The sequence below is a fragment of the Planctomycetaceae bacterium genome (assembly GCA_021371795.1).
In the GTDB taxonomy this organism is placed as follows: domain Bacteria; phylum Planctomycetota; class Phycisphaerae; order Sedimentisphaerales; family UBA12454; genus UBA12454.
The window spans coordinates 26,259-49,581 of sequence record JAJFVK010000015.1; the positions used below are offsets into that span (position 1 = coordinate 26,259).

Annotated in this window: 26 protein-coding genes and 1 tRNA gene; 23 read left to right on the forward strand and 4 right to left on the reverse strand. The window is 43.3% G+C overall.

Going from position 1 to position 23,323, the window contains the following annotated elements:
- The first annotated feature begins 25 nt into the window (after positions 1 to 25).
- Complete coding sequence (locus LLF92_07790; GenBank protein MCE5341014.1) at positions 26 to 517, forward strand: peptidylprolyl isomerase; 492 nt, start codon at positions 26 to 28, stop codon at positions 515 to 517.
- A gap of 125 nt (positions 518 to 642) precedes the next feature.
- Here LLF92_07790 and amrB read toward each other — a convergent pair whose 3' ends face one another.
- The gene (amrB, locus tag LLF92_07795; protein ID MCE5341015.1) at positions 643 to 1,521 is read right to left on the reverse strand and encodes an AmmeMemoRadiSam system protein B; all 879 of its coding nucleotides are present in this window, start codon (positions 1,519 to 1,521) and stop codon (positions 643 to 645) included.
- A 183-nt stretch (positions 1,522 to 1,704) separates the two neighbouring features.
- On the opposite strand from amrB, the gene purE reads away from it, so the two are divergent.
- The 22 genes from purE (at position 1,705) to LLF92_07905 (ending at position 20,418) form a co-directional block, all read left to right on the forward strand.
- A complete protein-coding gene (gene purE, locus LLF92_07800) occupies positions 1,705 to 2,199 on the forward strand; it encodes a 5-(carboxyamino)imidazole ribonucleotide mutase (protein ID MCE5341016.1) in 495 nt (164 codons plus the stop codon).
- A gap of 366 nt (positions 2,200 to 2,565) precedes the next feature.
- Entirely contained in the window at positions 2,566 to 2,988 is a 423-nt protein-coding gene (locus tag LLF92_07805) for a hypothetical protein (GenBank protein ID MCE5341017.1), read from the forward strand.
- Between the two features lie 727 nt (positions 2,989 to 3,715).
- Positions 3,716 to 5,401, forward strand: coding sequence for a hypothetical protein (locus LLF92_07810; protein MCE5341018.1), 1,686 nt, complete (start codon positions 3,716 to 3,718; stop codon positions 5,399 to 5,401).
- 102 nt (positions 5,402 to 5,503) lie between these two features.
- The gene (locus LLF92_07815; GenBank protein ID MCE5341019.1) at positions 5,504 to 5,977 is read left to right on the forward strand and encodes a YcxB family protein; all 474 of its coding nucleotides are present in this window, start codon (positions 5,504 to 5,506) and stop codon (positions 5,975 to 5,977) included.
- Between the two features lie 21 nt (positions 5,978 to 5,998).
- Positions 5,999 to 6,919 carry a DMT family transporter gene (locus LLF92_07820; protein ID MCE5341020.1) on the forward strand — a complete coding sequence of 307 codons (921 nt, stop codon included), beginning with the start codon at positions 5,999 to 6,001 and terminating at the stop codon, positions 6,917 to 6,919.
- A gap of 131 nt (positions 6,920 to 7,050) precedes the next feature.
- Positions 7,051 to 7,380: a metalloregulator ArsR/SmtB family transcription factor gene (locus tag LLF92_07825; protein MCE5341021.1), complete on the forward strand. Its 330-nt coding sequence runs from the start codon at positions 7,051 to 7,053 to the stop codon at positions 7,378 to 7,380.
- Entirely contained in the window at positions 7,377 to 8,396 is a 1,020-nt protein-coding gene (locus LLF92_07830; GenBank protein MCE5341022.1) for a permease, read from the forward strand. Before LLF92_07825 ends, LLF92_07830 begins: the two co-directional genes overlap by 4 nt.
- Before the next feature lie 7 nt (positions 8,397 to 8,403).
- Positions 8,404 to 8,832 carry an arsenate reductase ArsC gene (locus tag LLF92_07835; GenBank protein ID MCE5341023.1) on the forward strand — a complete coding sequence of 143 codons (429 nt, stop codon included), beginning with the start codon at positions 8,404 to 8,406 and terminating at the stop codon, positions 8,830 to 8,832.
- A gap of 71 nt (positions 8,833 to 8,903) precedes the next feature.
- A complete protein-coding gene (locus LLF92_07840; GenBank protein MCE5341024.1) occupies positions 8,904 to 9,065 on the forward strand; it encodes a hypothetical protein in 162 nt (53 codons plus the stop codon).
- Positions 9,052 to 10,965, forward strand: a complete 1,914-nt coding sequence (locus tag LLF92_07845) for a cation-translocating P-type ATPase (protein MCE5341025.1) — start codon at positions 9,052 to 9,054, stop codon at positions 10,963 to 10,965. The genes LLF92_07840 and LLF92_07845 overlap by 14 nt, the downstream gene beginning before the upstream one ends.
- A gap of 36 nt (positions 10,966 to 11,001) precedes the next feature.
- Complete coding sequence (locus LLF92_07850; GenBank protein MCE5341026.1) at positions 11,002 to 11,688, forward strand: hypothetical protein; 687 nt, start codon at positions 11,002 to 11,004, stop codon at positions 11,686 to 11,688.
- 10 nt (positions 11,689 to 11,698) lie between these two features.
- Positions 11,699 to 12,394: a hypothetical protein gene (locus LLF92_07855; GenBank protein ID MCE5341027.1), complete on the forward strand. Its 696-nt coding sequence runs from the start codon at positions 11,699 to 11,701 to the stop codon at positions 12,392 to 12,394.
- A gap of 48 nt (positions 12,395 to 12,442) precedes the next feature.
- A complete protein-coding gene (gene arsM, locus LLF92_07860; GenBank protein ID MCE5341028.1) occupies positions 12,443 to 13,543 on the forward strand; it encodes an arsenite methyltransferase in 1,101 nt (366 codons plus the stop codon).
- A gap of 12 nt (positions 13,544 to 13,555) precedes the next feature.
- The gene (gene arsB, locus LLF92_07865; GenBank protein ID MCE5341029.1) at positions 13,556 to 14,731 is read left to right on the forward strand and encodes an ACR3 family arsenite efflux transporter; all 1,176 of its coding nucleotides are present in this window, start codon (positions 13,556 to 13,558) and stop codon (positions 14,729 to 14,731) included.
- Entirely contained in the window at positions 14,732 to 14,965 is a 234-nt protein-coding gene (locus LLF92_07870) for a thioredoxin family protein (protein MCE5341030.1), read from the forward strand.
- A complete protein-coding gene (locus LLF92_07875; GenBank protein MCE5341031.1) occupies positions 14,962 to 15,429 on the forward strand; it encodes a thioredoxin family protein in 468 nt (155 codons plus the stop codon). Before LLF92_07870 ends, LLF92_07875 begins: the two co-directional genes overlap by 4 nt.
- Positions 15,430 to 15,438: 9 nt before the next feature.
- Entirely contained in the window at positions 15,439 to 16,362 is a 924-nt protein-coding gene (locus LLF92_07880; protein ID MCE5341032.1) for a thioredoxin fold domain-containing protein, read from the forward strand.
- Positions 16,362 to 17,060 carry a cytochrome c biogenesis protein CcdA gene (locus tag LLF92_07885; GenBank protein ID MCE5341033.1) on the forward strand — a complete coding sequence of 233 codons (699 nt, stop codon included), beginning with the start codon at positions 16,362 to 16,364 and terminating at the stop codon, positions 17,058 to 17,060. The genes LLF92_07880 and LLF92_07885 overlap by 1 nt, the downstream gene beginning before the upstream one ends.
- A 21-nt stretch (positions 17,061 to 17,081) precedes the next feature.
- Positions 17,082 to 17,459: a fluoride efflux transporter CrcB gene (gene crcB / locus LLF92_07890; GenBank protein ID MCE5341034.1), complete on the forward strand. Its 378-nt coding sequence runs from the start codon at positions 17,082 to 17,084 to the stop codon at positions 17,457 to 17,459.
- Positions 17,460 to 17,473: 14 nt separating this feature from the next.
- Entirely contained in the window at positions 17,474 to 17,821 is a 348-nt protein-coding gene (locus tag LLF92_07895) for a DUF190 domain-containing protein (protein MCE5341035.1), read from the forward strand.
- Positions 17,811 to 18,980, forward strand: a complete 1,170-nt coding sequence (locus LLF92_07900) for an MFS transporter (GenBank protein ID MCE5341036.1) — start codon at positions 17,811 to 17,813, stop codon at positions 18,978 to 18,980. Before LLF92_07895 ends, LLF92_07900 begins: the two co-directional genes overlap by 11 nt.
- A 40-nt stretch (positions 18,981 to 19,020) precedes the next feature.
- Entirely contained in the window at positions 19,021 to 20,418 is a 1,398-nt protein-coding gene (locus LLF92_07905; GenBank protein ID MCE5341037.1) for an MBL fold metallo-hydrolase, read from the forward strand.
- Between the two features lie 24 nt (positions 20,419 to 20,442).
- Here LLF92_07905 and LLF92_07910 read toward each other — a convergent pair.
- From LLF92_07910 to LLF92_07920, 3 genes are all read right to left on the reverse strand, one after another.
- Positions 20,443 to 20,526, reverse strand: a tRNA-Leu gene (locus LLF92_07910).
- 59 nt (positions 20,527 to 20,585) lie between these two features.
- Positions 20,586 to 21,686: a glutamate 5-kinase gene (proB, locus tag LLF92_07915; GenBank protein MCE5341038.1), complete on the reverse strand. Its 1,101-nt coding sequence runs from the start codon at positions 21,684 to 21,686 to the stop codon at positions 20,586 to 20,588.
- A complete protein-coding gene (locus tag LLF92_07920) occupies positions 21,686 to 22,984 on the reverse strand; it encodes a glutamate-5-semialdehyde dehydrogenase (protein ID MCE5341039.1) in 1,299 nt (432 codons plus the stop codon). The genes proB and LLF92_07920 overlap by 1 nt, the downstream gene beginning before the upstream one ends.
- Between the last annotated feature and the right edge of the window lie 339 nt (positions 22,985 to 23,323).

Below are 23,323 nucleotides of genomic sequence, written 5' to 3' on the forward strand. Positions count from 1 at the left end.
TATTAATCAAAAGGACGGAAATACAATGGTACAAAGCAAAGCAGTAAAAGTAAGAATTTCTACCAGTAAGGGCGATATTGTCGTTGAACTTAATCAGGAAAAAGCTCCTGTTACGTGCGAAAATTTCCTCAAATATGTAAACGCCAATTTTTATGACGGCACAATTTTCCATCGTGTTATAAAGGGCTTTATGATTCAGTGTGGCGGAATGACAGCCGATATGCGGCCAAAGCAGACGAATCCTTCGATTGTCAACGAATCGAAAAACGGCCTGAAAAACCTGCGCGGCACACTCGCTATGGCCAGAACATCAGACCCAGACAGTGCAACATCGCAATTCTTCATCAATCACGCAGATAACGATTTCCTCGATTATGGCGTTCGTGACGCGGGCTATGCCGTTTTCGGCAAAGTCGTTGAGGGTATGGATGTTGTTGATGCAATCGCAACAGTAAAAACCAAACCAGGCGATGTTCCTGTCGAAACAGTTATAATCAACTCAATGAAAGTTGAGTAATAAGTATCTCTGTGTTCTCTGCTGAAGCGAAGCGAAAGCCCTCGATTCTTTAGGATTTTTGCACCTTGAAAGCAAAAATCAGAGAGGGTGTTCTCTGTGGCTATAAAAAAAATAAATCTCCGTGGCTAAAAAATAATCGCGGCATAACCGACGCTCTCTTCACTGGTTTGGTGGTATTTTCTTTCCATTACCTCATTGCTGTGCGTATGCGCAAGCAGTATGCCTTTTGTTTTGCCGAGTGCTTTTGCCGCGTTAATTGTCGCAGCCGTTGCTCCCGGCCCGCAGGCGTTTTGGTTTTCCATTGATTCGTTGAGCAGTTTCTCTGCGTTCATTTCAATCGCAAGGTCGATGAAGTTTCGGTCATTTACATTTTTCGCCCAGTCGATTCCTTTAGCTCCGTTGCCTTTGGGATTAAAACCGTACTTCGGCCCGTAATGCGTCAAATCGGTCGAGCCGATACAAACGATTTTTTTACCGCCGGCGTTTTTGATAAATTCGCCGATTTCTGTGCCGAGTGCAATCGCGTATTCGGCGGGCGATGTCATAATCGGAATAATTTTCGCATTTGGGAAAAGGTATTGGATAAAGGGAATCTGCACTTCGATACTGTGCTCATAATTGTGCGCATCGGGATTTGATTTTGCGGTTTTGCTGTTTTTCAGAATCTCGGCCGCGAATTCTTCATCGATTTTAATTTTCCCCATCGGCGTCAGCCAACTGCCTTTGTCATAGACTGCCGCGGTCGAGCTGATATGGCTGTGTGTCGCGCCGAAGATGACAAACGTATCGACGGTTTGATTGACTTTCTGAATTGCCTTAAAAACCATCCCCGCAAGGTCTCCGCTGAAGACCCAGCCTGCGTGCGGAACGATGCCCGCGACGATTTTGTCTGGCAGCTTGCCTGTAATCGGCCTGTTTTCTGTGTAATATTCCAGTTCGGCTCGACATTCTTCTTCGCTGCCGGGATAAAACTGGTCGGCAACTATGGGTTTTCTGGCTGTCATAATTATTACTCCGCACTTGAAACTATTATTATAACCAATTATATTATACATAAGTTGTCATTCCCGCGAAAGCGGGAATCCACCTGTTTTTTACAAAGCAGAAATTTGTATTTATAATTAGTGTTTATTCGTGTTAATTCGTGGTTAATTCAGTTGTAGAATGCGGAAATAAGGAAAAATACAATGGCAAATAACAAGACGGTCGCGGTAGTAATGGGTTCAGATTCGGATATGCCTGTGATGAAGTCCTGCATTGATAAGCTGAAGGATTTCGGCATTGAGCCGGTAGTTCGTATTATTTCAGCTCACAGAACGCCTGACATTGCCGTCGAGTTTGCCGAGTCCGCCGCGAAGAACGGCATAAAGATTATCATTGCCGCCGCCGGTATGGCCGCTCATTTGGCCGGTGCTCTTGCCGCAAGGTCGGCACTGCCGATTATTGGCGTTCCGCTCGCCGCTGCCGAGGGCCCCGCGGGTATCGATGCGTTGTTAAGTACTGTTCAAATGCCGCCGGGCGTTCCCGTTGCTTCAATGGCGATTGGTAAAGCAGGCGCGACAAACGCTGCTGTTTTCGCAATTCAGATTCTCGCTCTCGCTGATGAAAAGATTGCGAAGAAGCTCGACGATTTCAGAAAAGCCCAAAGGCAAAAAGTTATCGAAAAAGATTCCGCAATGTAAATTCTACATTGCGTTAAAAAATTCCACTGCCATCTCGTTGAAAAACCTGATGGCATTTTTTTTATGCTTATTTTATCAGTGTAATCTGCGAAATCAGCGATTAAACATTTTAGAACGTCCAAAATGGTCGCCCCCAGCCAAAGTGGTTGTTGCGAAATAAACGTTGTAACTGCCGCGGATTACGAAAAAAACTCTCAAAAAAAGCATCCATAATGGTAACTCACAAGGTTGTGCTGGTTTTTGAGACGAAAATTTTTACATTTCATAAGTCTTTGTGTTTAAAAGAGATAAAAAATTTTAAAAATTGTTTTCCGCTCTGGCACGCACGTTGCTTTAGTAGTAAGTCGAGGGCGGAAAGAAGTCGCTTTGAGAAAGAAGGTTGCTATGCTCGCCCTTGTAAAGGCAAACGTTTTGGTTTTGGGATGTGAAGGCAGAAACAACGCTTTAAAAGCCTTACCCATACGGGTGCTTTATAGTGAGACTGGTTTTGAAGCCGGTCGTTCTTTGAAAAATGAAAGTGTCGATGGTGTTATAAGTTTGTGGAAGCTGCCGGATGCACCGGCTGGAAAGTTCCTGCGAAACCTGCGATTGGCGAAACCTTATTTGCCTGTTATCGCTCTGGTTGATTCAAACAATATTGAACAGGAAATTTCAGCAAGAAGCATTGGCGTAACAGCGGTTCTGAATGATGATGTTGATGATAACATTTTAAGGCGAACAGTTGTTGAAGTCCTCGGAATTGAAAGCACCAAAGAAATACAGAAACTCTGTGCTATTGCAGACGATTAAGACCCGTCTGTCTTGACACGGGCCAAAGACCGAACAGTGATATGGACCCGGCTTGTCAGACCGCAAAGCACTTAGTTATAGGGAGGGAGCGTAGAGAAAAGAAACAATAACTTCTTCTCCTCCTCCAAAGGTGGGTTGTGACTGAACAGTGATAAATAGGTTGCGACCCTCCGGCGAGCAAGCATGACCTCGCGTCATGAGAACATAGGGCTCAGGAAGTTTTCTCCTCCTCCCAAATGAGATGGGCAGACTGGACAGTGATGAAAAGTCCGCCCAACTCGAGAGCAAACACGGTTTTACCGTGATAATTATAACGTCCGTTTGGATATGGGAAACCAGGCGGATCGCTCAAAAAGAGTTTTCTCCTCCTCCCAAATGAAGGGTTATGACTGGACAGTGATAGAAGGTTGTAACCCTTTAGATTTATAATCGTGGCAATGCCATGAAAGTTATAAAATATTTTCTCCTTACGGAGATTTGCACCGGCAGTGTTAGTGCCGGTTGATTTTCGGAAGCAATAGTCCTTGACTATATTGGAATAATCTGCTAATGAATGAAGCATCACCCAATGTAGGCCCCGGCCATAAGGTCACTGTTCGGTCTTAGGTCGGGGCCGGTTTTTTGCGCCGCATTTCAAAATCAAACATATTATCAGACCTTCACTAATCTTATTGCATTTCCGCACACTTCAGCCTAAAATTTATCCGTCTATTTTCAGGATATAATTATGAAAAACACTGAATTGGAAAAATATTCTTCAGCGTTCACATTGGCGGATATGGAAATTTTCGTTTTTCCGGAGCTGATGTATTCGCTGCTGCTGGCCAATATAATGAGTCCGCTCATCTGGAAGTGGCGGGAAGAAGACTGCTTCAAAAAACTCAATGGCAAAGACCCGTATAAAAAGCTGATGCGGCTGCGTCAGTTTATTATGGACGAGTTTGAGTTTAATCTCGACCTTGAAACATGGGGACTGACGAATAAAGATACGGAAACAAAAAGATTCGAAAAAATCCTTCCGCCGGAGCAAATAGCAAAGAGTAACGCGCTCTTCGGTTACGAGGGCGATTCATATTATTACGATGTCGATATTCGCAAGCACTTCGGCCTCGATAAATATACCACAGACATAATCCCGTATTGGAAAACTGAAACCGTCGAAGCGATGAACGCCTTTAAATATAAAAAAGGTTATAAGTCAGGCGCAGGCGAATGCGTTTCTCTTTCAACGCTTTATGCCGCCGCGGCGTTTATTGTCTGCGGCATTCCGCTTGAAGATATTTATATGGTTTTAACGCCTTTGCATTCGCAGAATTTTATCGACATAAACGAAGGCGTCATTACAAACAACAGAAGATTAGTAACAAAATCGATGTGGTTCAACGGCACCGAGCTTTCCAATAAAGCCCAGCGAGCCCTGCGCAACGAGCAGATAACTGTTGTCGCCCACACCACCGGCCTGATTCACTGCCTTTATAATGATGCGACGATTGACAAAAATATTTACACAGGCTTTAAAGATAAACTTTCAGGCTTTTTGAAAACCACTCTAACGCCCGCGACGATGGTCAATTTCCTCCGCGCAGAGTCGAGGTATAGAAAATATTTCCAGTTCTGCCGATTCTGCCATTCGAATATTCAGTTCATCAAAGCAGAGGAGCTTTTCACTTATGAGCATTTAAAGCCGGTAAAACTTACAGACTGCACGCACAAGCAGCTTTTAGAGGAAGTTTTCGATGGCGAATATTCAAGCGTACCGTTCCCCGGCCGAATCCGCTGCGACCAGTTTGCCGAGTTTATGCGAAAGAAAAATCCCGATATAGAAACCGAAAAGGGCAGGGAAGATATTGCCGCCGCGTTTGCCGAGTATATTCCCGATAGTAAAAAATTCGTCGCCGAACTGTACGACTTTTTACACATAGCCCCGCAACTGCCGGGCAATGATAAAACGTATATTTCAAACGAACCGATAAAAATCACACCCGATATGAGCAGGGAACAGATTATAGATTATCTTAAAAATATGAGAGATAAAAATGTTACTGCCGATTTAGCGTTCTACGCATACCGCGATATGACAACTTGTGATTGGCAGCCGTTTATCAAATCAGCGATAGAGCGCAGCCCCGTTTCGATAGAGAGGACAAAAGATAAATCGATAGATGAGTGTTACGATTGGCTGCAAAGTATGCCGAACGAATCTATTTATGACGGCCAAAGATTAGCACAACCGGATGAGGTTGCGAATTTTGAAAGAGCCGATGGCATTGAAAAAGCGATTACGCTTGCGAATATTATTCATAAACGCAATCCGTCCCAGCAAATTGAAATTGAGATTGAGAATGATAATGTTACGATTGGAAAATATAAATTTGAATCATCGAAAGGGTTTACGAAAACAATAAATTGTTAGCCGTGTCATTCCCGCGCAGGCGGGAATCCACGTCGTTTAGCCCTGCCGTCACCACGGCAGGGTTCATTAAAACACGCGGTTTTACTAAATAAGGATGAGCAAATGAAATACAGTGTGTCAAGTAGAGACCAGTATAAAGCATATCTTTTACATATCAAACCGAGAAAGGTTTACGCTGTTTTGGGAATGGTTTTTATGCTGATAGCATTATTTGTGATTTATTTAGAGTTATCACGAAAAGGTTTCGGAAAGACGTCATTGTCTATGATTGTTGCTGCGATTTATGTTTTGTTTTCTATTTATATTTGGCCAATGTATTCGATGAATAAGTTGGGAAAACAAACAAAGTTAAAGGGTGGTGAAATAGACCTGTTTTTGGATAAGGATTTTTTTACAAGATCCACAGAGATGTCTAATGCTAAGATGCTTTATAAAGATATTTTTAAGTTGAAGAAAAATAAAAACTATCTTTTGATATATATCAATGATGGTCTTTATATAATATTACCCAAGCGGAACAGTGAATTGCAGGATGCCGCAAAACAGATTGAAGAAAATTTTACAAAAAATTCATAATTGGCTTAAAACTCTTACATTATGACAAGCACAAACAGAAAGTTTTATATCGCCGGCACGATTTTTACGCTCCTTTCGCTTTTCAGCGGCGTGCCGGGTCCGTTGATTATTAAGTACATTGCGCCGTATATGGATTTTTGGACGCAGAATTTCCTGCGCTATGTCGCGGCTGTTTTGACTATGCTGCCGTTTGTGTTGTTTTCTTCAGAAAGACATATCTATTCAAAAAACCTTTGGCGAAAGGCATTGATAATTGCCATTATAAATATTTTTATGCAGTGCTGCTGGGGTTCGGCGTTTTATTATATCAATCCTGCGTTTGTTACGCTTCTGTCGAAATCGTCTGTGCTTTGGACTGTAAGTATAGCTATGATATTTTTTATTGACGAACGGCCGTTGCTGAAAAGTCCCGCATTCTGGGCATCTTTTATAATTGTGATTATTGGTATCATCGGCGTTACATTTTTCAAACAGGATTTTTCGACAAAGGCATCTGCGATAGGAATTGTTTTAACGTTGGGCTTTGCGATTAGCTGGGCGGTTTATACAATCGCGATAAAGGTGCTTCTCAAGAACGAGGATTCGACCGCGAGTTTCGCGGTAGTTTCCGTTTACACTGCGATAGGCCTTGGCATTTTGGCTTTCTGGTTCGGCAAACCTTCGCAATGCACCGGCTTTTCGCCATTTATCTGGTTCTTGTTAATCTTAAGTTCGTTGACAAGTATTACGACCTCACATATCACATTTTACGCATCGATAAAAAGAATTGGCTCGACTATTCCAACGCTGGTTGTGCTTGCCCAGCCGTTTCTTGTGCTGCTGGTTTCCGGCCCGTTGTTTGGCGAACGCCTGATTGCCCCGCAGTGGTTTTTCGGAATATTACTTATTGTCGGCGCTGCACTTGCAATAAGATCGCAGGGTAGCTTGAAAAATGACTCCTGACACCGTTTTTCCGTTTTTGTCTAACGCTAACATCTTTTTTTACCTTTTTTGAAAAAATCTTCTTGAACTTCCGAATTCGTATGTTACTATGTGAGTACGTTATCACATAGTCATATAAAGGTAAGGTATAAATGGATAGAAAACATAAAAAACTGGTTTATGAAAAACAGGCTGAAATCTTGAAGGCTCTTGCGCATCCGGTTCGTATCGCGATACTTGATTTTCTAAAAGATGGCGAACAATGTGTCTGTTACATAGCCGAGTATGTCGCGTCAGAACGTTCGAATGTTTCAAAGCATCTTTCAATACTGGAGTCCTGTGGAATTCTTGAATCCCGCAAGGAAGGTTTGAATATGATTTATAGCTTAAAGGCTAAATGTATTATGGAATTTTTCCATTGCATAACGAATTGTCTCAAACAGGAAGCGAAAGATAGTGAAAAGCTTTTGAAGGTATTATGAAGTCTAAATTTTTCAAATGGCTGTTGTTGCCAATCCTCGGAATTGTTCTTTGGTGGCTTGTTTATTCGAACCTCGCAGCCTTTGCGAAGTGGTTTACATATTCACTGCTGAAAATGGAGCAGGGGCATCTCGCTTCGGCGGTTGAATTTTTCGTATTCGAAGCGCCAAAGGTATTGATGCTGCTTGTGATAGTTGTGTTTGGCGTCGGCATTGTCCGTTCTTTTTTCACGCCTGAAAAAACGCGGGCTATTTTAAGTTCTCACAGTGAATTTATTGGAAACATTCTCGCCGCATTGCTCGGCATTGTTACGCCGTTTTGCACATGTTCTGCGGTTCCTTTGTTTGTTGGTTTTGTTACCGCCGGCGTTCCGCTTGGCGTTACATTTTCATTTTTGATTTCAGCGCCGATGATAAATGAGATTGCACTGGTTTTGCTTTTCGGTATGTTCGGCTGGAAAGTCGCGGCGTTGTATGTGGGAGTTGGGCTGACTATTGCGATTATCGCCGGCTGGATTCTCGGCAGATTGCACATGGAAAAACACATTGAAAAATGGGTATTTGAAACTCAAGTTGGCGAAAATTCCGCTGACACGGCAATGACATGGCAGGACAGGATTAATTATGGATTGCACGCGGTGCGCGACATTGTTTCAAAAGTATGGATTTACGTAATTTTAGGTATCGCTGTTGGCGCAGGCATTCACGGCTATGTTCCGCAGGATTTTATGGCATCGTTTATGGGCAAAGGCGCGTGGTGGTCTGTGCCGCTTGCGGTGTTGTTTGGTGTGCCGATGTATTCGAACGCGGCCGGTATTATTCCGATTGTAAAAGCGCTTTTGGAAAAAGGCGCAGCGTTGGGAACGGTGCTTGCGTTTATGATGGCGGTGATTGGTCTTTCATTGCCCGAAGCGATTATTTTACGAAATATTTTAAAACCGAAACTTGTAATTACATTCTTCGCCATCGTTGCGTTTGGAATTATGATTGTTGGTTATATTTTCAATTTAGTTTTTTAGGTTTGGAATGAAAAAGCTGAAAATACTTTTTCTTTGCACGGGCAACTCCTGTCGCAGCCAGATGGCCGAGGGATGGACACGGCATTTGAAGGGCGAGGTTATTGAGCCGTATTCAGCCGGTATTGAAACCCACGGCTTGAATCCAAACGCTGTTAAGGTTATGGCCGAGGTCGGTGTGGATATTTCAGCTCATCATTCAAAGCACGTCGATGAGTTAAAGGATATTGATTTTGATTATGTGATTACGGTTTGCGATAACGCACACGAAAGCTGCCCGATGTTTGCGCGTAAGACTAAAATTTTGCACGTTGGTTTCGATGACCCGCCAAGACTCGCAAAGACCGCCAAAACAGAGCAGCAGGCTTTGGATATTTATAGACGTGTTCGTGACGAAATAAAGCAGTTTGTTGAAAGATTGCCGGACAATTTGGAATAAAGCATAAATTATTTTTGAAGTATTTTTAACTGATAGTTAAGAATAATATTACTATTTAGGAGTCAAAGCTAATGGAAAAAGAAAAAAAGAAAAAAGGCATATTGAAAACAATTTTTGAATCTATGACCAAGACGGGCGGATGCTGCGGTGGCGGCGGAGATTGCTGCGGTTCTTCAAAGGAAGATGATAAAAAAACGAGTGAGAAAAAGAGTTCATCCGATGAAAAAAAATGATAATGCTGCCAAATACAGGGAAATAGCGGTACTTAGCATAGTTCCTTGTGCAGTCGGCGTTTTAATTGCGGCCAGTTGGGCATTGGCACATTGGGAAATATGTCCAAATTTTCTGAACGCGGGCTTAGCCCTTTTTGCTACTCTGTTCGGCGGGTATCTGCGATTCGTTACCGGCTTCAAAGATATTTTCAAACGGAAGATAACTGTCAATGTATTTGTAACTGTCGCTCTTATTGCCACTATTGCAGTTGGTGAGTTTCGGGCAGCAGCGGTCATCGTGTTTATTATGGCAGTAGCGGGTGCGCTTGAGTCTTATACTCTTGACAAAACTCGCAGAAGCATAAGAAACCTGCTGGATCTTACGCCCAAAACAGCAATGATACGCCGCGATAATGACGAAGTTAATATTCCTGTCAGCGAAATCCAAATTGGTGATATTGCGGTTGTCAGACCCGGAGGTCGAATTCCTGTCGATGGTATTGTGATAGCAGGCCAAAGCAGCGTCAATCAAGCTCCCATTACGGGTGAGTCAATGCCTGTTGAAAAGTTTAAGGGCAGCGAAGTATATGGCGGGACTCTGAATGAGACAGGCCGACTTGAAATTAAAACTACAAAGATTGGCAACGATACTACACTTGCCCGAATCGTTCATCTTGTAGAACAAGCTCAAGGGACAAAGGCTCCAATTCAAAATCTTGCCGACCGTTTCACAACATGGTTTTTGCCTGCGGTACTGGTCTTGGCAATCATAGCCTTCTTAATATCCGGTAATGTCAAAGTTGCCGTTTCGGTTCTTTTAGTTGCCTGTCCATGTGCTTTTGCGATTGCTACCCCAACGGCAGTAACTGCCGGCATATCTAATATGGCTCGCCATGCTGTTCTTATTAAAGGCGGGATATTTCTGGAGCTTGCTCAAAAAATAGATGTCCTTCTTGTAGATAAGACCGGCACGTTTACCTTTGGAAAACCGAAAGTGGTCGATGTGATTGCTTTCGAAGACATATCAGAAGAAGATGTTCTCCGTTTGGCTGCGATAGCTGAAAAGTATTCAGAACATCCATTGGCCAGGTCTGTTATGGCTCGTGCAAAGGAGTGCGGCATTATTGTTCCTGACCCCAATGATTTCAACATTGAAGTTGGAATGGGGGTTACTGCCCGATTAGATGGTAAGGAAATTTTAGTTGGCAATAATAATTTCTTGAAAGACAAAGGTGTTTGTGTTGCCGAGCATATCGAATATGCGATTTCGGAGCAAACCGAGCTGGGCAGAAAAACTGTTCTTGTAGCCCATGATATGAAACCGGTTGGCTTGATTGCTATTGCTGACGAGATTCGACCCCAGACTACCCGTGCTATTGCATCCCTGAAAGCCATGGGCATTAAAAAAATCATTATGCTTACCGGAGACAATCAAAGGGTTGCTAAATCTGTCGCAGAAGAAATCGGCGTTGATGATTTTCAGGCCGAGCTTCTTCCGGAACATAAATTGCAATATGTGGAAAAATTGCAGAAACAGGGAAATGTTGTCGGAATGATTGGCGATGGCATAAATGATGCACCGGCATTAGCCTTGGCCGATGTTGGCATTGCGATGGGTGCAGCGGGAACCGATGTGGCTGTTGAAACAGCAGATATAACTTTGATGAATGATGATTTATCCCAGGTTGTAAATTTCATGGATATGTCAAAGAAGGTTTTAAGGCGTATTAAACTCAATATCTTCTTTTCTATGTTCTACAATATAATCGGTTTTATTCTTGCCGGTTTTGGGATGCTTACGCCTATAGTAGCGGTTCTCTTTCAGGAAGCGGGTTGTATTACCGTAGTATTCAGTTCGACACTGCTATTGTGGGCAAAAACGGAATCTCTGCAAAAAAACAATGTTTCACAGTGTGTATAAATGTTGATAACAATAAAATAAATGAAAGGAAAATAGATGACAGAAATAAAATCAGATTGTGGGCCGGGATGTAATTGTGGTAAACCGTCGGGAAACAACAAACTAAAAGCAGTGATTTGTATTGTCGTGCTTTTGGCGGTATGCGGAATTTTCGTTTATAAAGCAAAGAATGGAAAACAGACGGCTCCAGTTAATCCAACGACAACCGCGTTTGTCTCTCCTGTTGCAAAAGAAGTAAATGAGCAGAATTCCGTAGCCTCTGCTGTCGATAAACAGGAACCTGTAGTTAAAGCGGTCGAGGACAATAATAAAGTGGGCGTGTTTCTGGATTCACTTGCAACACTAAACAAAGTAGCTATGAATCAAGATGCTGTCTTTATTTTTGTTCCAGCAAAAAATACCGACATAGTTTCCAAGGCAACTTTCGATGCAATAACATCAGCAGAGAAAATTATAGAAGCTAAGGGAGCTAAGCTTGGTTTATATACTTTACAATCAAATTCCCCAGAATACGAAAATATAGCTGCTCAATTGGCATTACCCGGCATGCTGGTAATGAGTAAAGGCAAGGGTGTGGGAACTGTATCAGGAGGAATAACAGAAGAGAAAATTTTACAGGCTTATGTTGCTTCCTCCCAAGCCGGAGGCTGTGGCCCATCAGGTTGCGGACCTTCATCTTCAGGTTGCAGTCCTTCAGCACCATTAGGTCCCAGAGTTCGGTAAGGATATTATAATGCTTGAATATATTACAAATACATTGCAGCAAGTTGCCTCTCAACCGATTGGACTTGTTTTTGCTCTTATTCTTGGAACAGTCAGTGCTGCAACAAGTGCCTGCTGTACGTTACCGGCGTTGGGAATTTTGCTTGGCTATTCCGGCACCCAGGCAAATGACACCAGAAAGACAGCGGTAAAAACCGCTTTGCTCTTCACATTAGGAACGATTATTTCCCTGATGATTATTGGAGGTCTCGCGGGTTTCGTAGGTCAGATGGCTCAAAACACTTTGGGACGATATTGGAAAGTCTTTGCGGGTGTAGTAGCCGTTTTTCTTGGATTGGCAGCTCTTAACCTTTTGCCTTTTAAACTTTCGTTTGGCAAGTTTGAAGGTGTCAAAAGCAGGATGGGGAAATCTGGTGTGATATTAACAGGCCTTATATTAGGCGGCATTGTTGCTGCCAGTTCTCTGCCGTGCAATCCGGGCATTTTCATTGTGATTGGAGCGGCGATTCTGCAAGGGAAAGTCTTCTGGGCAATGCTAATGCTGGCGATGTTTGCCATTGGTTTCAGCCTGCCGCTCGGAGCGGTGCTGCTTGGAATTTCGTTAAGCAAAGTCAGCCTTGCTGCCAAAGGTGCTGATGCGGCGATTCGATGGATTGCAGGAGCGGTTCTTGTTATTGCGGGATTTTATTTTTTGATTACTTTTTGAGAAATGTTAATAATAATAAATAAGCATTTAAAATTTTGAGGTAATAATATGACTGGTGATTCAAATGAAAAAATAAGAGAAACGGTTCGAAAAGGTTATGGCGAAATTGCCAAAGGAAATTCAGGCTGCTGCGGCAGTTCAAAATCTTCCCAACAGCTTGCAGAAGGAATAGGATATACAAAAGACGAGCTTGCGATTCTGCCCGACGGTGCAAATATGGGTCTTTCGTGCGGCAATCCTACTGCTGTCGCAAATCTCAAAGCAGGGCAGGTAGTCCTCGATTTAGGCAGCGGCGGCGGTTTTGATGTTTTCATCGCAGCTAAAAAAGTCGGAGCACAGGGGAAATCAATCGGCGTTGATATGACGCCGGATATGTTAAGCAAAGCAAGAACGGGCATTTCAAAGTTCAGTGAAAAAATAGGTCTTAACAATGTGGAATTCAGACTTGGCGAAATTGAGCATCTGCCCGTTGCAGACAGCAGTGTTGATATTATTATTTCTAATTGTGTGATAAATCTTTCGCCCGCAAAGCAGCAGGTCTGGAATGAAATTGCCAGAGTTTTAAAACCCGGCGGTAAAGCATGTGTTTCTGATTTGGCTTTAAAAGAACATTTGCCAAAAGAGGTTTTGGAATCAGCCTCGGCGTTAGTCGGCTGTGTCGCAGGTGCGGTACTTATTGATGATACAATTAAAATGGCTCAAAATGCCGGTCTTACAAATATTACAACGGAAGAAAAAAAATATAATTTTGATGTTCTGGAAGATTGCAGCGACCCGCTATATAAAGAAGTTAAAAAAATAATGCCGGAAGGTAAAAAAATCGGTGATTACATCGTGAGTATTAATGTGGTTGCTGAAAAACCTTCAGAGGCAATTTCTGACAAGCACAAAGAATTGGTTGCTATCGGCGCATCGGTAACGGCGCATTGCCAGCCGTGTTTGGTTTATCATCTTGATAAGGCTAAGCAGACCGGCGCTGCGGACAGAGAAATCAAAATGGCGATTTCCATTGGCAAAGCCGTCCAAAAAGGCTCTAATGCTGCAATGGATGAGTTTATTGACCAGCAGGGACAATCCGTAAAATCGCACGAATCCATTTGTCGGCAGGAAACTAAAAAAGAATGTAAATCTTCTTGTTGTAAAGGATAAAAGGATTTTGATATGGCAGAAGAGAAAGCAAGAAATTTAGGTGTCTTTGAGCGCTACCTGACGTTATGGGTAGTTTTTTGTATTATCGGCGGTATTATTTTAGGCAAACTTGCTCCGGGTTTTGCAAAGTCTCTGGATGGTATGTCGATTTTTGTTAACGGTGCGCCGGTCGTTTCGATTCCAATTGCGATATGTCTTTTCTTTATGATGTATCCGATTATGGTCAAGATAGACTTTGCGGAAGTTCTCAAAGCCGGCAAAAGCATAAAACCTGTCGGGCTTACGTTATTTGTCAATTGGGCGATTAAGCCTTTCACAATGTATGCGATAGCTGTATTGTTTTTAGGGGTTTTATTTAAAGGTTTTATAGGTGCAGATGCCGTTGACCTGGTAAAAATGCCTTTTGGTTTGGATTTGCCTGTTGGCGCTATTTACGGCGTTGGTAAAGTCATTGAATCCGGCGGTGTAAAGATGCTGGAAGTTCCGCTTTGGCGAAGTTATCTTGCGGGTTGCATTCTGCTCGGTATTGCTCCATGTACAGCGATGGTTTTGGTCTGGGGCTATCTGGCGAAGGGCAACGACGGCCACACACTTATAATGGTTGCGATAAATTCTTTGACGATGTTGTTTTTTTACGGACCGCTGGGCGGTTTTCTGCTTGGCGTTGGCAAATTGCCTGTTCCCTGGCAGGCGTTAGTGCTTTCGATTGCGATTTATGTCGCGCTGCCGCTGGTTGCGGGTTTCATTTCGCGAAAATGGATTATAGCCGTAAAAGGACGGCAGTGGTTCAACGAAAAATTCCTGCATTTTCTTACGCCGATTACGATTATCGCATTGCTGATAACGCTTGTGCTTTTGTTTAGTTTCAAAGGCGAAACGATTATTAGCAATCCTCTTACTATTCTCTGGATTGCGGTTCCGCTGTTTATCCAGACGGTGCTTATTTTCGCGATTGGTTATTGGCTTTCAAAATTATGGAAATTTAAATACGCCGATGCCGCGCCGTCAGCGATGATTGGCGCATCGAATCATTTTGAGGTTGCGATAGCGACTGCGACAATGTTATTTGGCCTGTCGAGTGGTGCCGCTCTTGCGACTGTTGTAGGCGTTTTGATTGAAGTGCCGGTAATGCTGATGCTTGTTAAAATATGTTTGAGAACACAAAACTGGTTTAAGAAGGAAATATAAATGAAAAAAATTCAAATACTTGGAACGGGTTGTCCGAAGTGCAAAAAACTTGCTGAATGTGCTGAACAAGCGGCAAAAGAAATGGCTATTGAATACGAACTTGAGAAAGTAACACAGATTAAAGACATAATGAAGTTTGGCGTTATGACAACGCCTGCTCTTGTTGTTGACGGCAAAGTAAAAGTCACTGGCAACGTCCCGACAGTCGAACAAATAAAGGAGATGCTAAAATGATGAAGAATTTGTGGAAATTAATTGTTGTAGTTATTCTCGCCGCCGCTGTTATCGCTGTTGTTGTGCTGAAGAATAAAGAAAAGCAGTCGGAACCTGTTTCGATTGTTGGTACTAATCAGCAGCCTGTTGCAGAACCTAATCAGTCTGTGATTCCGGAATCAAATCAGCCTGCTGTTGCTGTGAAGCTGCCGAAACTTATCGACCTCGGTGCGGATAAATGTATTCCATGTAAAATGATGAAACCCGTACTTGATGAGTTGACAGTTGAATACAAGGGCAAACTGGATGTGATTTTTTATGATGTCTGGAAAGCTCCCGCTTATGGCGAAAAATACCACATCGAAATAATCCCGACGCAAATTTTCTTCGACCCGAATGAAAAAGAACTTTTCCGTCATCAGGGTTTCTTCTCGAAAGAAGAAATTTTAGCCAAGTGGAAAGAATTAGGCTTTGAAATAAAATAAAGGAAATTTATGAAAAAACTAATCAGAATTGCAGCAATCGTAATTATAGGTTTATCTTCGGTTATTTCAACGGCCGAACCTAACGCAATTATGGTAAGTGATAAATATCCAGACCTTGCGTTGGGATGTTTAACTTACGCCAAACTTGCTGAACTTCCAGCGGGGATACTTGTGAAATCCGATGATTTGACTATAAGTACTTCAGATATAGCCAAAGAGATTGAAAAAAATCCTAAAGAGATGCAAGAGCAGCTTAAAAAGAATGAATTCTTTTTAGCTGAGCAAATCGCCACTCTGAAAATTTTGACGGTGGTTGCCAAAAAGTATGCCGCTGACAGCAACACAGATGTAAAAAATAAGGCAGATAAAGAAATTATTCAGGCGTATTTTGACAATGTTGTAAAATCTGTCAGTGTGACCGATGCCGAAGTAAATCAATTTTACCAGGAAAACAAAGATGCCTGCGGCGGGGCAACTTTGGATGCGATGAAGGAGCAGATAAAACAATATGTTCTCGGCCAAAAACAGCAATTAGTTGTCACGGAGCATATAAAAACTCTTGGGAAGAAGCAAACCATAGAAGTTTCTTCGAGTTGGGTCGGTGCGCAGGCTGCGAGTATAAAAGATAATCCAGTCGATAAAGCCCGCGCCAGCGGAAACCCATCTGTTGTCGATTTTGGTGCAACAGGATGTCGTCCATGTGATATGATGACGCCGGTTCTGGCAAATCTCAAAGAAAAATACGCCGGCAAAGCCAACATCCTTTTTGTGCACGTTAAAGAAGAGGAAGTCCTTGCCAGCCGTTATGGTATTCAGAGTATTCCGGTACAGGTGTTTTTCGATAAAGACGGAAAAGAAGTTTTCAGACACACTGGTTTTTATCCCCAGGTTGACATAGAAAAGAAACTAACCGAAATGGGAGTCAAATTATAATGCAGGAGCTTTTTACACAACTGACAAACGCGGTTGAAAGCACAGCACTTATTGCTCTGGCCGCTTCATTTATCTGGGGTATTTTGAGCATTTTGTTGAGTCCCTGTCATCTTGCGAGCATTCCGCTGATTGTTGGCTTTATTGATGAGCAGGGCAAAATTTCAACCAAACGTGCGTTCTGGATTTCGTTTCTTTTCGCTGTCGGGATACTGATAACGATTGGAATTGTCGGTGCTGTTACCGCCGCTGCCGGACGAATGATGGGTAATGTCGGAAGGTACGGCAATTATTTTGTCGCTGCGATATTTTTTTTCGTCGGGCTTCATCTGCTTGATGTAATTCCAATGCCGTTTTCCGGCCCGGGGCGAATCGGTATGAAACAAAAAGGATTATTGGCTGCGCTGATTTTAGGCCTTGTTTTTGGTATCGCTCTGGGTCCCTGTACTTTCGCTTATATGGCGCCGATGTTGGCAGTTACATTTAAAGTAGCATCTACAAACATTGCGTATGGTATTATGCTTTTGGTTGCTTATGGTCTTGGCCATTGTTCAGTTATTGTATTGGCCGGAACATTTACGGAAGTTGTCCAGCGATATATGAACTGGAACGAAAAGTCAAAAGGGGCGGTAATTCTCAAAAAAATTTGCGGCATACTTGTACTTGCAGGCGGCCTGTATATGATTTATACTGCTGCTTAGTTTAATTTACTAAGGGCAGATATGCTTCAAAAATTCATTTATCTTGCACTTGCCGGGGCGGCCGGTACGCTGGCACGTTACTGGCTTAGCGGCCTTGTTCAGAAAAACATTTCGGTTGGATTCCCTTTTGGAACCGCTGCTGTAAATGTAATTGGTTGTCTGGTTTTTGGTCTGCTTTGGGCACTTTTAGAAAACAGGCTTTCCATTAGCGGCCAGATGCGAATAATTATTTTCGTCGGTTTTTTCGGGGCATTTACAACCTTCTCTTCATTTATGTTTGAGACTGCGCAGTTGCTTGATGAATCGCAGTGGTTCTGGGCTGCCGGAAACATAGTTCTGCAAAATACTCTTGGAATGATTGGTATGATAGCCGGTTTAGCCATCGGTAAATATATTTAATAGAAAGGATGATCATGAAATTACCATCCGAATCGGAGTTGTTGAGGATTTTTATTGGAGAAGCGGACAGATTTGATGGAAAGCCGCTTTATGAGGCAATAGTTAATCTTGCCAGAAAAAATAATATGGCCGGCGCTACTGTACTTCGCGGGCTGATGGGCTTTGGTGCAGACAGCCGCATGCATTCAGCGAAAATTTTAAGGCTTTCAGAAGATTTGCCCATCGTTATTGAAATTGTCGATGCTCCGGAAAAAATCGAATCGTTTTTGCCATATCTGGACGATATGATTAAGGAAGGAATGGTTACGTTGGAAACAATTAAGGTAATCGCATACAGATATAATACAAAAGATGGAAAATAATCGAAAATCCGCGATGAGATTTATCGTGCTGATGGGCTTGGTCAGCCTGTTGGCGGATATGACGTATGAATCCGCACGAAGCCTTGCCGGGCCATATCTTAATATTCTTGGCGCAAGCGCGGTTGCGGTTGGTTTTGCCGCCGGTGCGGGCGAACTCTTCGGCTACGGCCTGCGTTTCTTCTCCGGCCTTCTCACTGATAAAACACAGAAATATTGGACAATCACAATCATTGGTTATGTTATTAATATGCTTGCGGTGCCGTTACTGGCTTTAGCGAATCATTGGCCTTTGGCGGTTGGCTTGATGGTCGCCGAACGAATTGGCAAAGCGATTCGAAATCCCGCACGTGATGCGATGCTTTCAAGTGCGACATCTTCTGTCGGTCGAGGCTGGGGCTTTGCGATTCACGAAGCGATGGATCAAATCGGCGCGATGTTGGGACCGGTTATCGTGATGATTATCCTGGCGGTAACGAAAAATTCATACAAGCACGCTTACGCATTTCTTGCAATTCCGGCAGGCCTTGCGATTGCAGTTCTTATTTTGTCGCGTATCATTTATCCGCATCCGCAAAAATTAGAAAAAGATACACAGGTTACTGATGACGGCAAACTGCCGAAAGTATTCTGGTGGTATTTGGCTGCGGTTGGTTTGATTGCCGCAGGTTTTGCGGATTATCCTTTAGTCGCGTTTCATATTAAGCAAAACGCTATTTTTGATGACAAGTGGATTCCGCTGCTCTATGCAATCGCGATGGGTATCGATGGCGTAGCCGCTTTAATCTTCGGCAGATGGTACGACAAAGCCGGTATGCTCTCGCTTGCGGCGGCTGTGGTAATATCAGCGTTTTTCGCGATTTTCGCGTTCGCCTCTACACCTGTAATGATAATTATAGGCATTTGTTTATGGGGCATCGGAATGGGTGCGCAGGAATCTATTATCCGTGCGGTCGTCGCCGATATGGTGCCGAAATCCAAGCGCGGCACCGGATACGGCATTTTCAACGCCGGCTACGGAATATGCTGGTTTTTGGGCAGTATGGTGATTGGATTTTTATACGATGTTTCAATACCTCTGCTGATTGCCTTTTCAATGATTGCACAGTTGGCATCAGTTCCGCTGATATTTTTTGTGAAAAGACAATTTGTAAAAAACTGATATTTTTGCTATAATAATCAAATATTTTTAAGGATGATTGATGAAACTGACTTTTCACGGCGCAGCAGGCGAAGTTACCGGCTCATCTCACATTGTAACTATTAACGGTAAAAATATTCTTTTGGACTGCGGGCTGTTTCAGGGCAGAAGAAAAGAAGCGTTCGAGAAGAACAGACATTTTCTCATCGACCCCAAAACCATCGATGTTATGCTGCTCTCGCACGCCCACATGGACCATAGCGGCAACATCCCAACCCTTGTAAAAAAAGGTTTCAGGGGCAAAATTTTCTGTACGGACGCTACTGCCGACTTGTGCAAAGTAATGCTCCAGGACTGCGCTCGCATTCAGGTTCACGATATCGAATTCGTAAACAAGAAACGTATAAGGGCAGGCAAGAATCCTTTCGAGCCGTTATATACGCCAGACGATGCGACAAGAGCGATTGAACATCTCGTCTCGCAGCCTTATTCCAAACCGTTCAAAATCTTCGATAATGTCGAAGTTACTTTCCACGATGCCGGCCATATCATCGGCTCGGCTTTCACGGAAATCAATTACAGCGAGAATGGCTCCGGCATAAAAAAACTTATGTTCACCGGTGATATTGGCAGACGTGATATTCCGATTCTCAAAGACCCGGTTACTATTAAAGACATCGATTATTTAATTACCGAAAGCACCTACGGCGACCGCCTGCATCCGCCTGCCGCTGATGCAAAGGCAGAGCTGAAAAAAGTCGTTGATACGATTTGCCAGACGAAAGGCAAAATTATAATTCCTGCGTTTAGCGTCGGAAGAACACAATATCTTGTTTATATGCTTAATAAGCTTTATACCGAAGGGCAGATAAAATCGATTCCGATTTATGTCGATTCGCCGCTGTCGAGCGCCGCTACGGCAGTTTACAGCAAGCACAGAGAATGCTGGGACGCCGCGGCGGTGGAGTTTCTCATCAACGACAAAAAGCCGTTTGATTTCGAGAATATGCACTACACCGAAAGCGTCGTCGAATCAATGGCATTAAACGCGATGAACGGCCCGATGATTATTATCTCCGCATCTGGAATGTGTGAAGCGGGCAGAATCCTGCACCATCTGCGGAATAATATTGAAGACCCGAAAAATATCGTGCTGATTGTCGGCTATATGGCTGAAAACACTCTCGGCAGAAGAATCGCAGAACATCAAAGGGACGTGAAGATTTTCGGTAATTTCGTTTCGCTTCGTGCGAAGGTAATTGAGATAGCCGCGTTAAGTGCGCACGCTGATGAAGCTGAAATGCTCGAGTATTTCCATTCGTGCGGTCCATCGCATATCCGGCACGCGTTCTGTGTTCACGGCGAACAAAACGCTCTCGACCACTTCTCGAAGAGTCTGCTTGCGTCAGGTATGCAAAACGTCAGCGTTCCGACACCAGGCCAGGTTTTCGATCTGTAAAAACTTTACCAACCTCAAAAAAAATGCCGAAGGTGGGAATTGAACCCACACCCTCTTGCGAGGACAGGATTTTGAATCCTGCGCGTCTGCCAGTTCCGCCACTTCGGCATGTCATTCTTTAATTTTTCAAAGGGTTATCTTTTATTATAAAACAGTCAAATTGTCAATCAATAATCAAGAAAAACAATGTTTTCCGGAGTTGCAACTACGTCTTTTTTCCCCTGACCGAGAATGGCCTTGATTTCGCTGCTGTGCCGGCCGGCTATTTTCTTTAAATCTTCATCGCTGAAATTTACCACCGCTTTGGCTGTTTCGTTGAGCATAACCACATCGCCTGGCTCAAAATTGCCGCTGACGGCTTTTACCCCCTTTGGCAGCAGGGATTTATTTTTCTTTATCGCCTCGGCAGCGCCGTTATCGATAGTGATTTTTCCCTTTGCTGTGCTGTTTAAAATCCAGCGGAGCCGGTTATCGAGTTTTCGCTTCGGCATAAAGACTGTGCCGATGTCTTCGCCTGCGATAATTTTCGTGATTACGTTTTTCGTCTGACCGTTTGCCAGCACGATTCGACAGCCTGCGTTTGATGCGATTTTCACCGCTTCGATTTTTGTTTTCATTCCGCCAGTGGCGAATTTACTGCCTTTTGCCCCGGCACTTTTCAGTATCTCCGGCGTAATTTCATAAACGACTTTCACAAGTTGTGCGTCGTCGTGTTCTTTCGGATTTTTGTCGTACAGACCGTCGATATCCGTAAGAATTATCAAAACATCCGCATCAAGTTTACTTGCGACAAGTGCGCTCAATTTGTCGTTGTCGCCGAATGCCGAACCGATTTCGTCGGTCGCTACGCAGTCGTTTTCATTGAGAATCGGAACAACACCGAGTTTTAAAAGAGTCTCGATGGAATTTTTCAGATGCAGATATGTTTTCCGGTTGTTTAGTACTTCAGTGGTCAAAAGAACCTGTGCGCACGTAAGGCCGAATTTGTCGAAGGCCTTTCTGTACTCGCTCATAAGCAAAGGCTGACCAACCGCTGCGCACGCCTGACGCATTTCGATATCGGTAACTGCCTCGGTGATTTTGAGTTTCCCCGCTCCCATACCAATAGCGCCGGAGGTGATTATAACAGCTTCTTTGCCCAATTTGGCAAGCTCGGCGATTTGCTTGGCGACAGAGAGAATATAGCTGCTGTTGACGCCGCCGTTTTTGCTCAACGTGCTTGTGCCGATTTTAACGATTATTAATTTGGAATTAGTAAAATTTCTCATTACAAATGAAATTCTGTTTTCAATTTTTTATGTGTGAACTGTTTTGCGTTTTCGCCTGTATAATCGGCGACGATTTGTCCGCTGCCGACGAGTTTCCATTTATATATGACGAGCCCTTCTAGTCCAACCGGCCCGCGAGCGTGAATTTTATTTGTGCTGATGCCGACTTCTGCGCCAAGGCCGTAACGGTAGCCGTCACTGAATCTCGTACTGGCGTTCAAAATTACGTTCGCCGAATCGACAAGCTGCATAAACTCGGCCGCGACAGTCCTGCTCTGTGTAATAATCGCGTCGGTGTGGTGCGAACCATAGGTATTAATGTGGTCGATAGCCTCATCAATGGATTCGACAACTCTGATAGAAATAATTTCCGCAAGATATTCTGTTGCCCAGTCTTTTTCGTCCGCTGGTTTTACGTTGATGATTGCCCGTGTCTTTTCGCAGCCGCGAATCTCTGTACCTTTTGCCTCAAGAGCTTCTTTCACCATCGGCAGAAATTTATTTGCGACGTTTTTATGGACAAGAAGCGTCTCGGCGGAATTGCACACAGCGGCGTATTGCGTCTTTGCGTCAACTGTAATTTTTACTGCCATTTCGATGTCTGCCTGCTCATCAACATAAACATGACAAATGCCGTCTGCGTGTCCCATCACAGGAATATTCGTATTGTCCATAATATATTTGACGAACTGATTTGAGCCTCGCGGTATCAGCAGGTCGATATATTTATCGAGTTTCAGGATTGCCTGCACATCTTCGCGTGTCTGCAAAATCTGAATCCAGTTTTCAGGAATGCCCGCCTTAACGCTGGCTTTATTGATTATTTCATAAAGTCTTTGATTTGTATTTGCAGCTTCAATGCCGCCTTTTAATATCACGGCGTTTCCGCTTTTCAGACACAAAGTTGAAATCTGCACAAGCGCATCCGGCCTTGACTCGAAAATCACGCCGATGACGCCGATAGGACAGCTAACCTTGTATAAGTCGAGACCTTTATCCATCTGCATAGCGTATAGAGTTTTGCCGGAAGGGTCTTCGAGTTCAATAAGACTTTCGACACCGTGGCAGACTTCTTTGATTTTACCTTCGTCAAATTTAAGTCTTTTCAGCAGGGCAGGTGATATGTTTTCTTTTGTCGCTTTTTCGACATCGATTTTATTTGCTGCGATGATGTCGTCAGTATGGCGTTCGATGGCAGATGCAATCGCTTTAAGCGCATTATTTTTCCGTTTCGAGTCAACCGCCGCCAGGCGGGTAGACGTCTTTTTCGCAGAACTTGCAAGTGTCGTTAAATCCATACCTTAACCTTTTTTAACTTTAAGTAGGGTGGGCTTTAGCCCACGCGGAAAGCTCATGAAAACCGACATTTTAACAATGAAACCATAAATAAACAATAATTTTACTCTTTTACAGACGTAAAAGTATCCATAGCCACCTTTATAATTGGCAGGAATGTAGTTCATCGGCTAAAATACCGCTTTGGTTATTTGAAATTTCAAATCAGTACTGTCCCATTATAAGTTGAATAAGGACAGTTGGTTATAGTTTTGTTGCTCTTTAAAATCATAATAATTTTCCGTAAGTGCTTGTTTTAGCGGTGTTTTCTCGAAAAGTAGGACACTTATAATTTGGAGTAT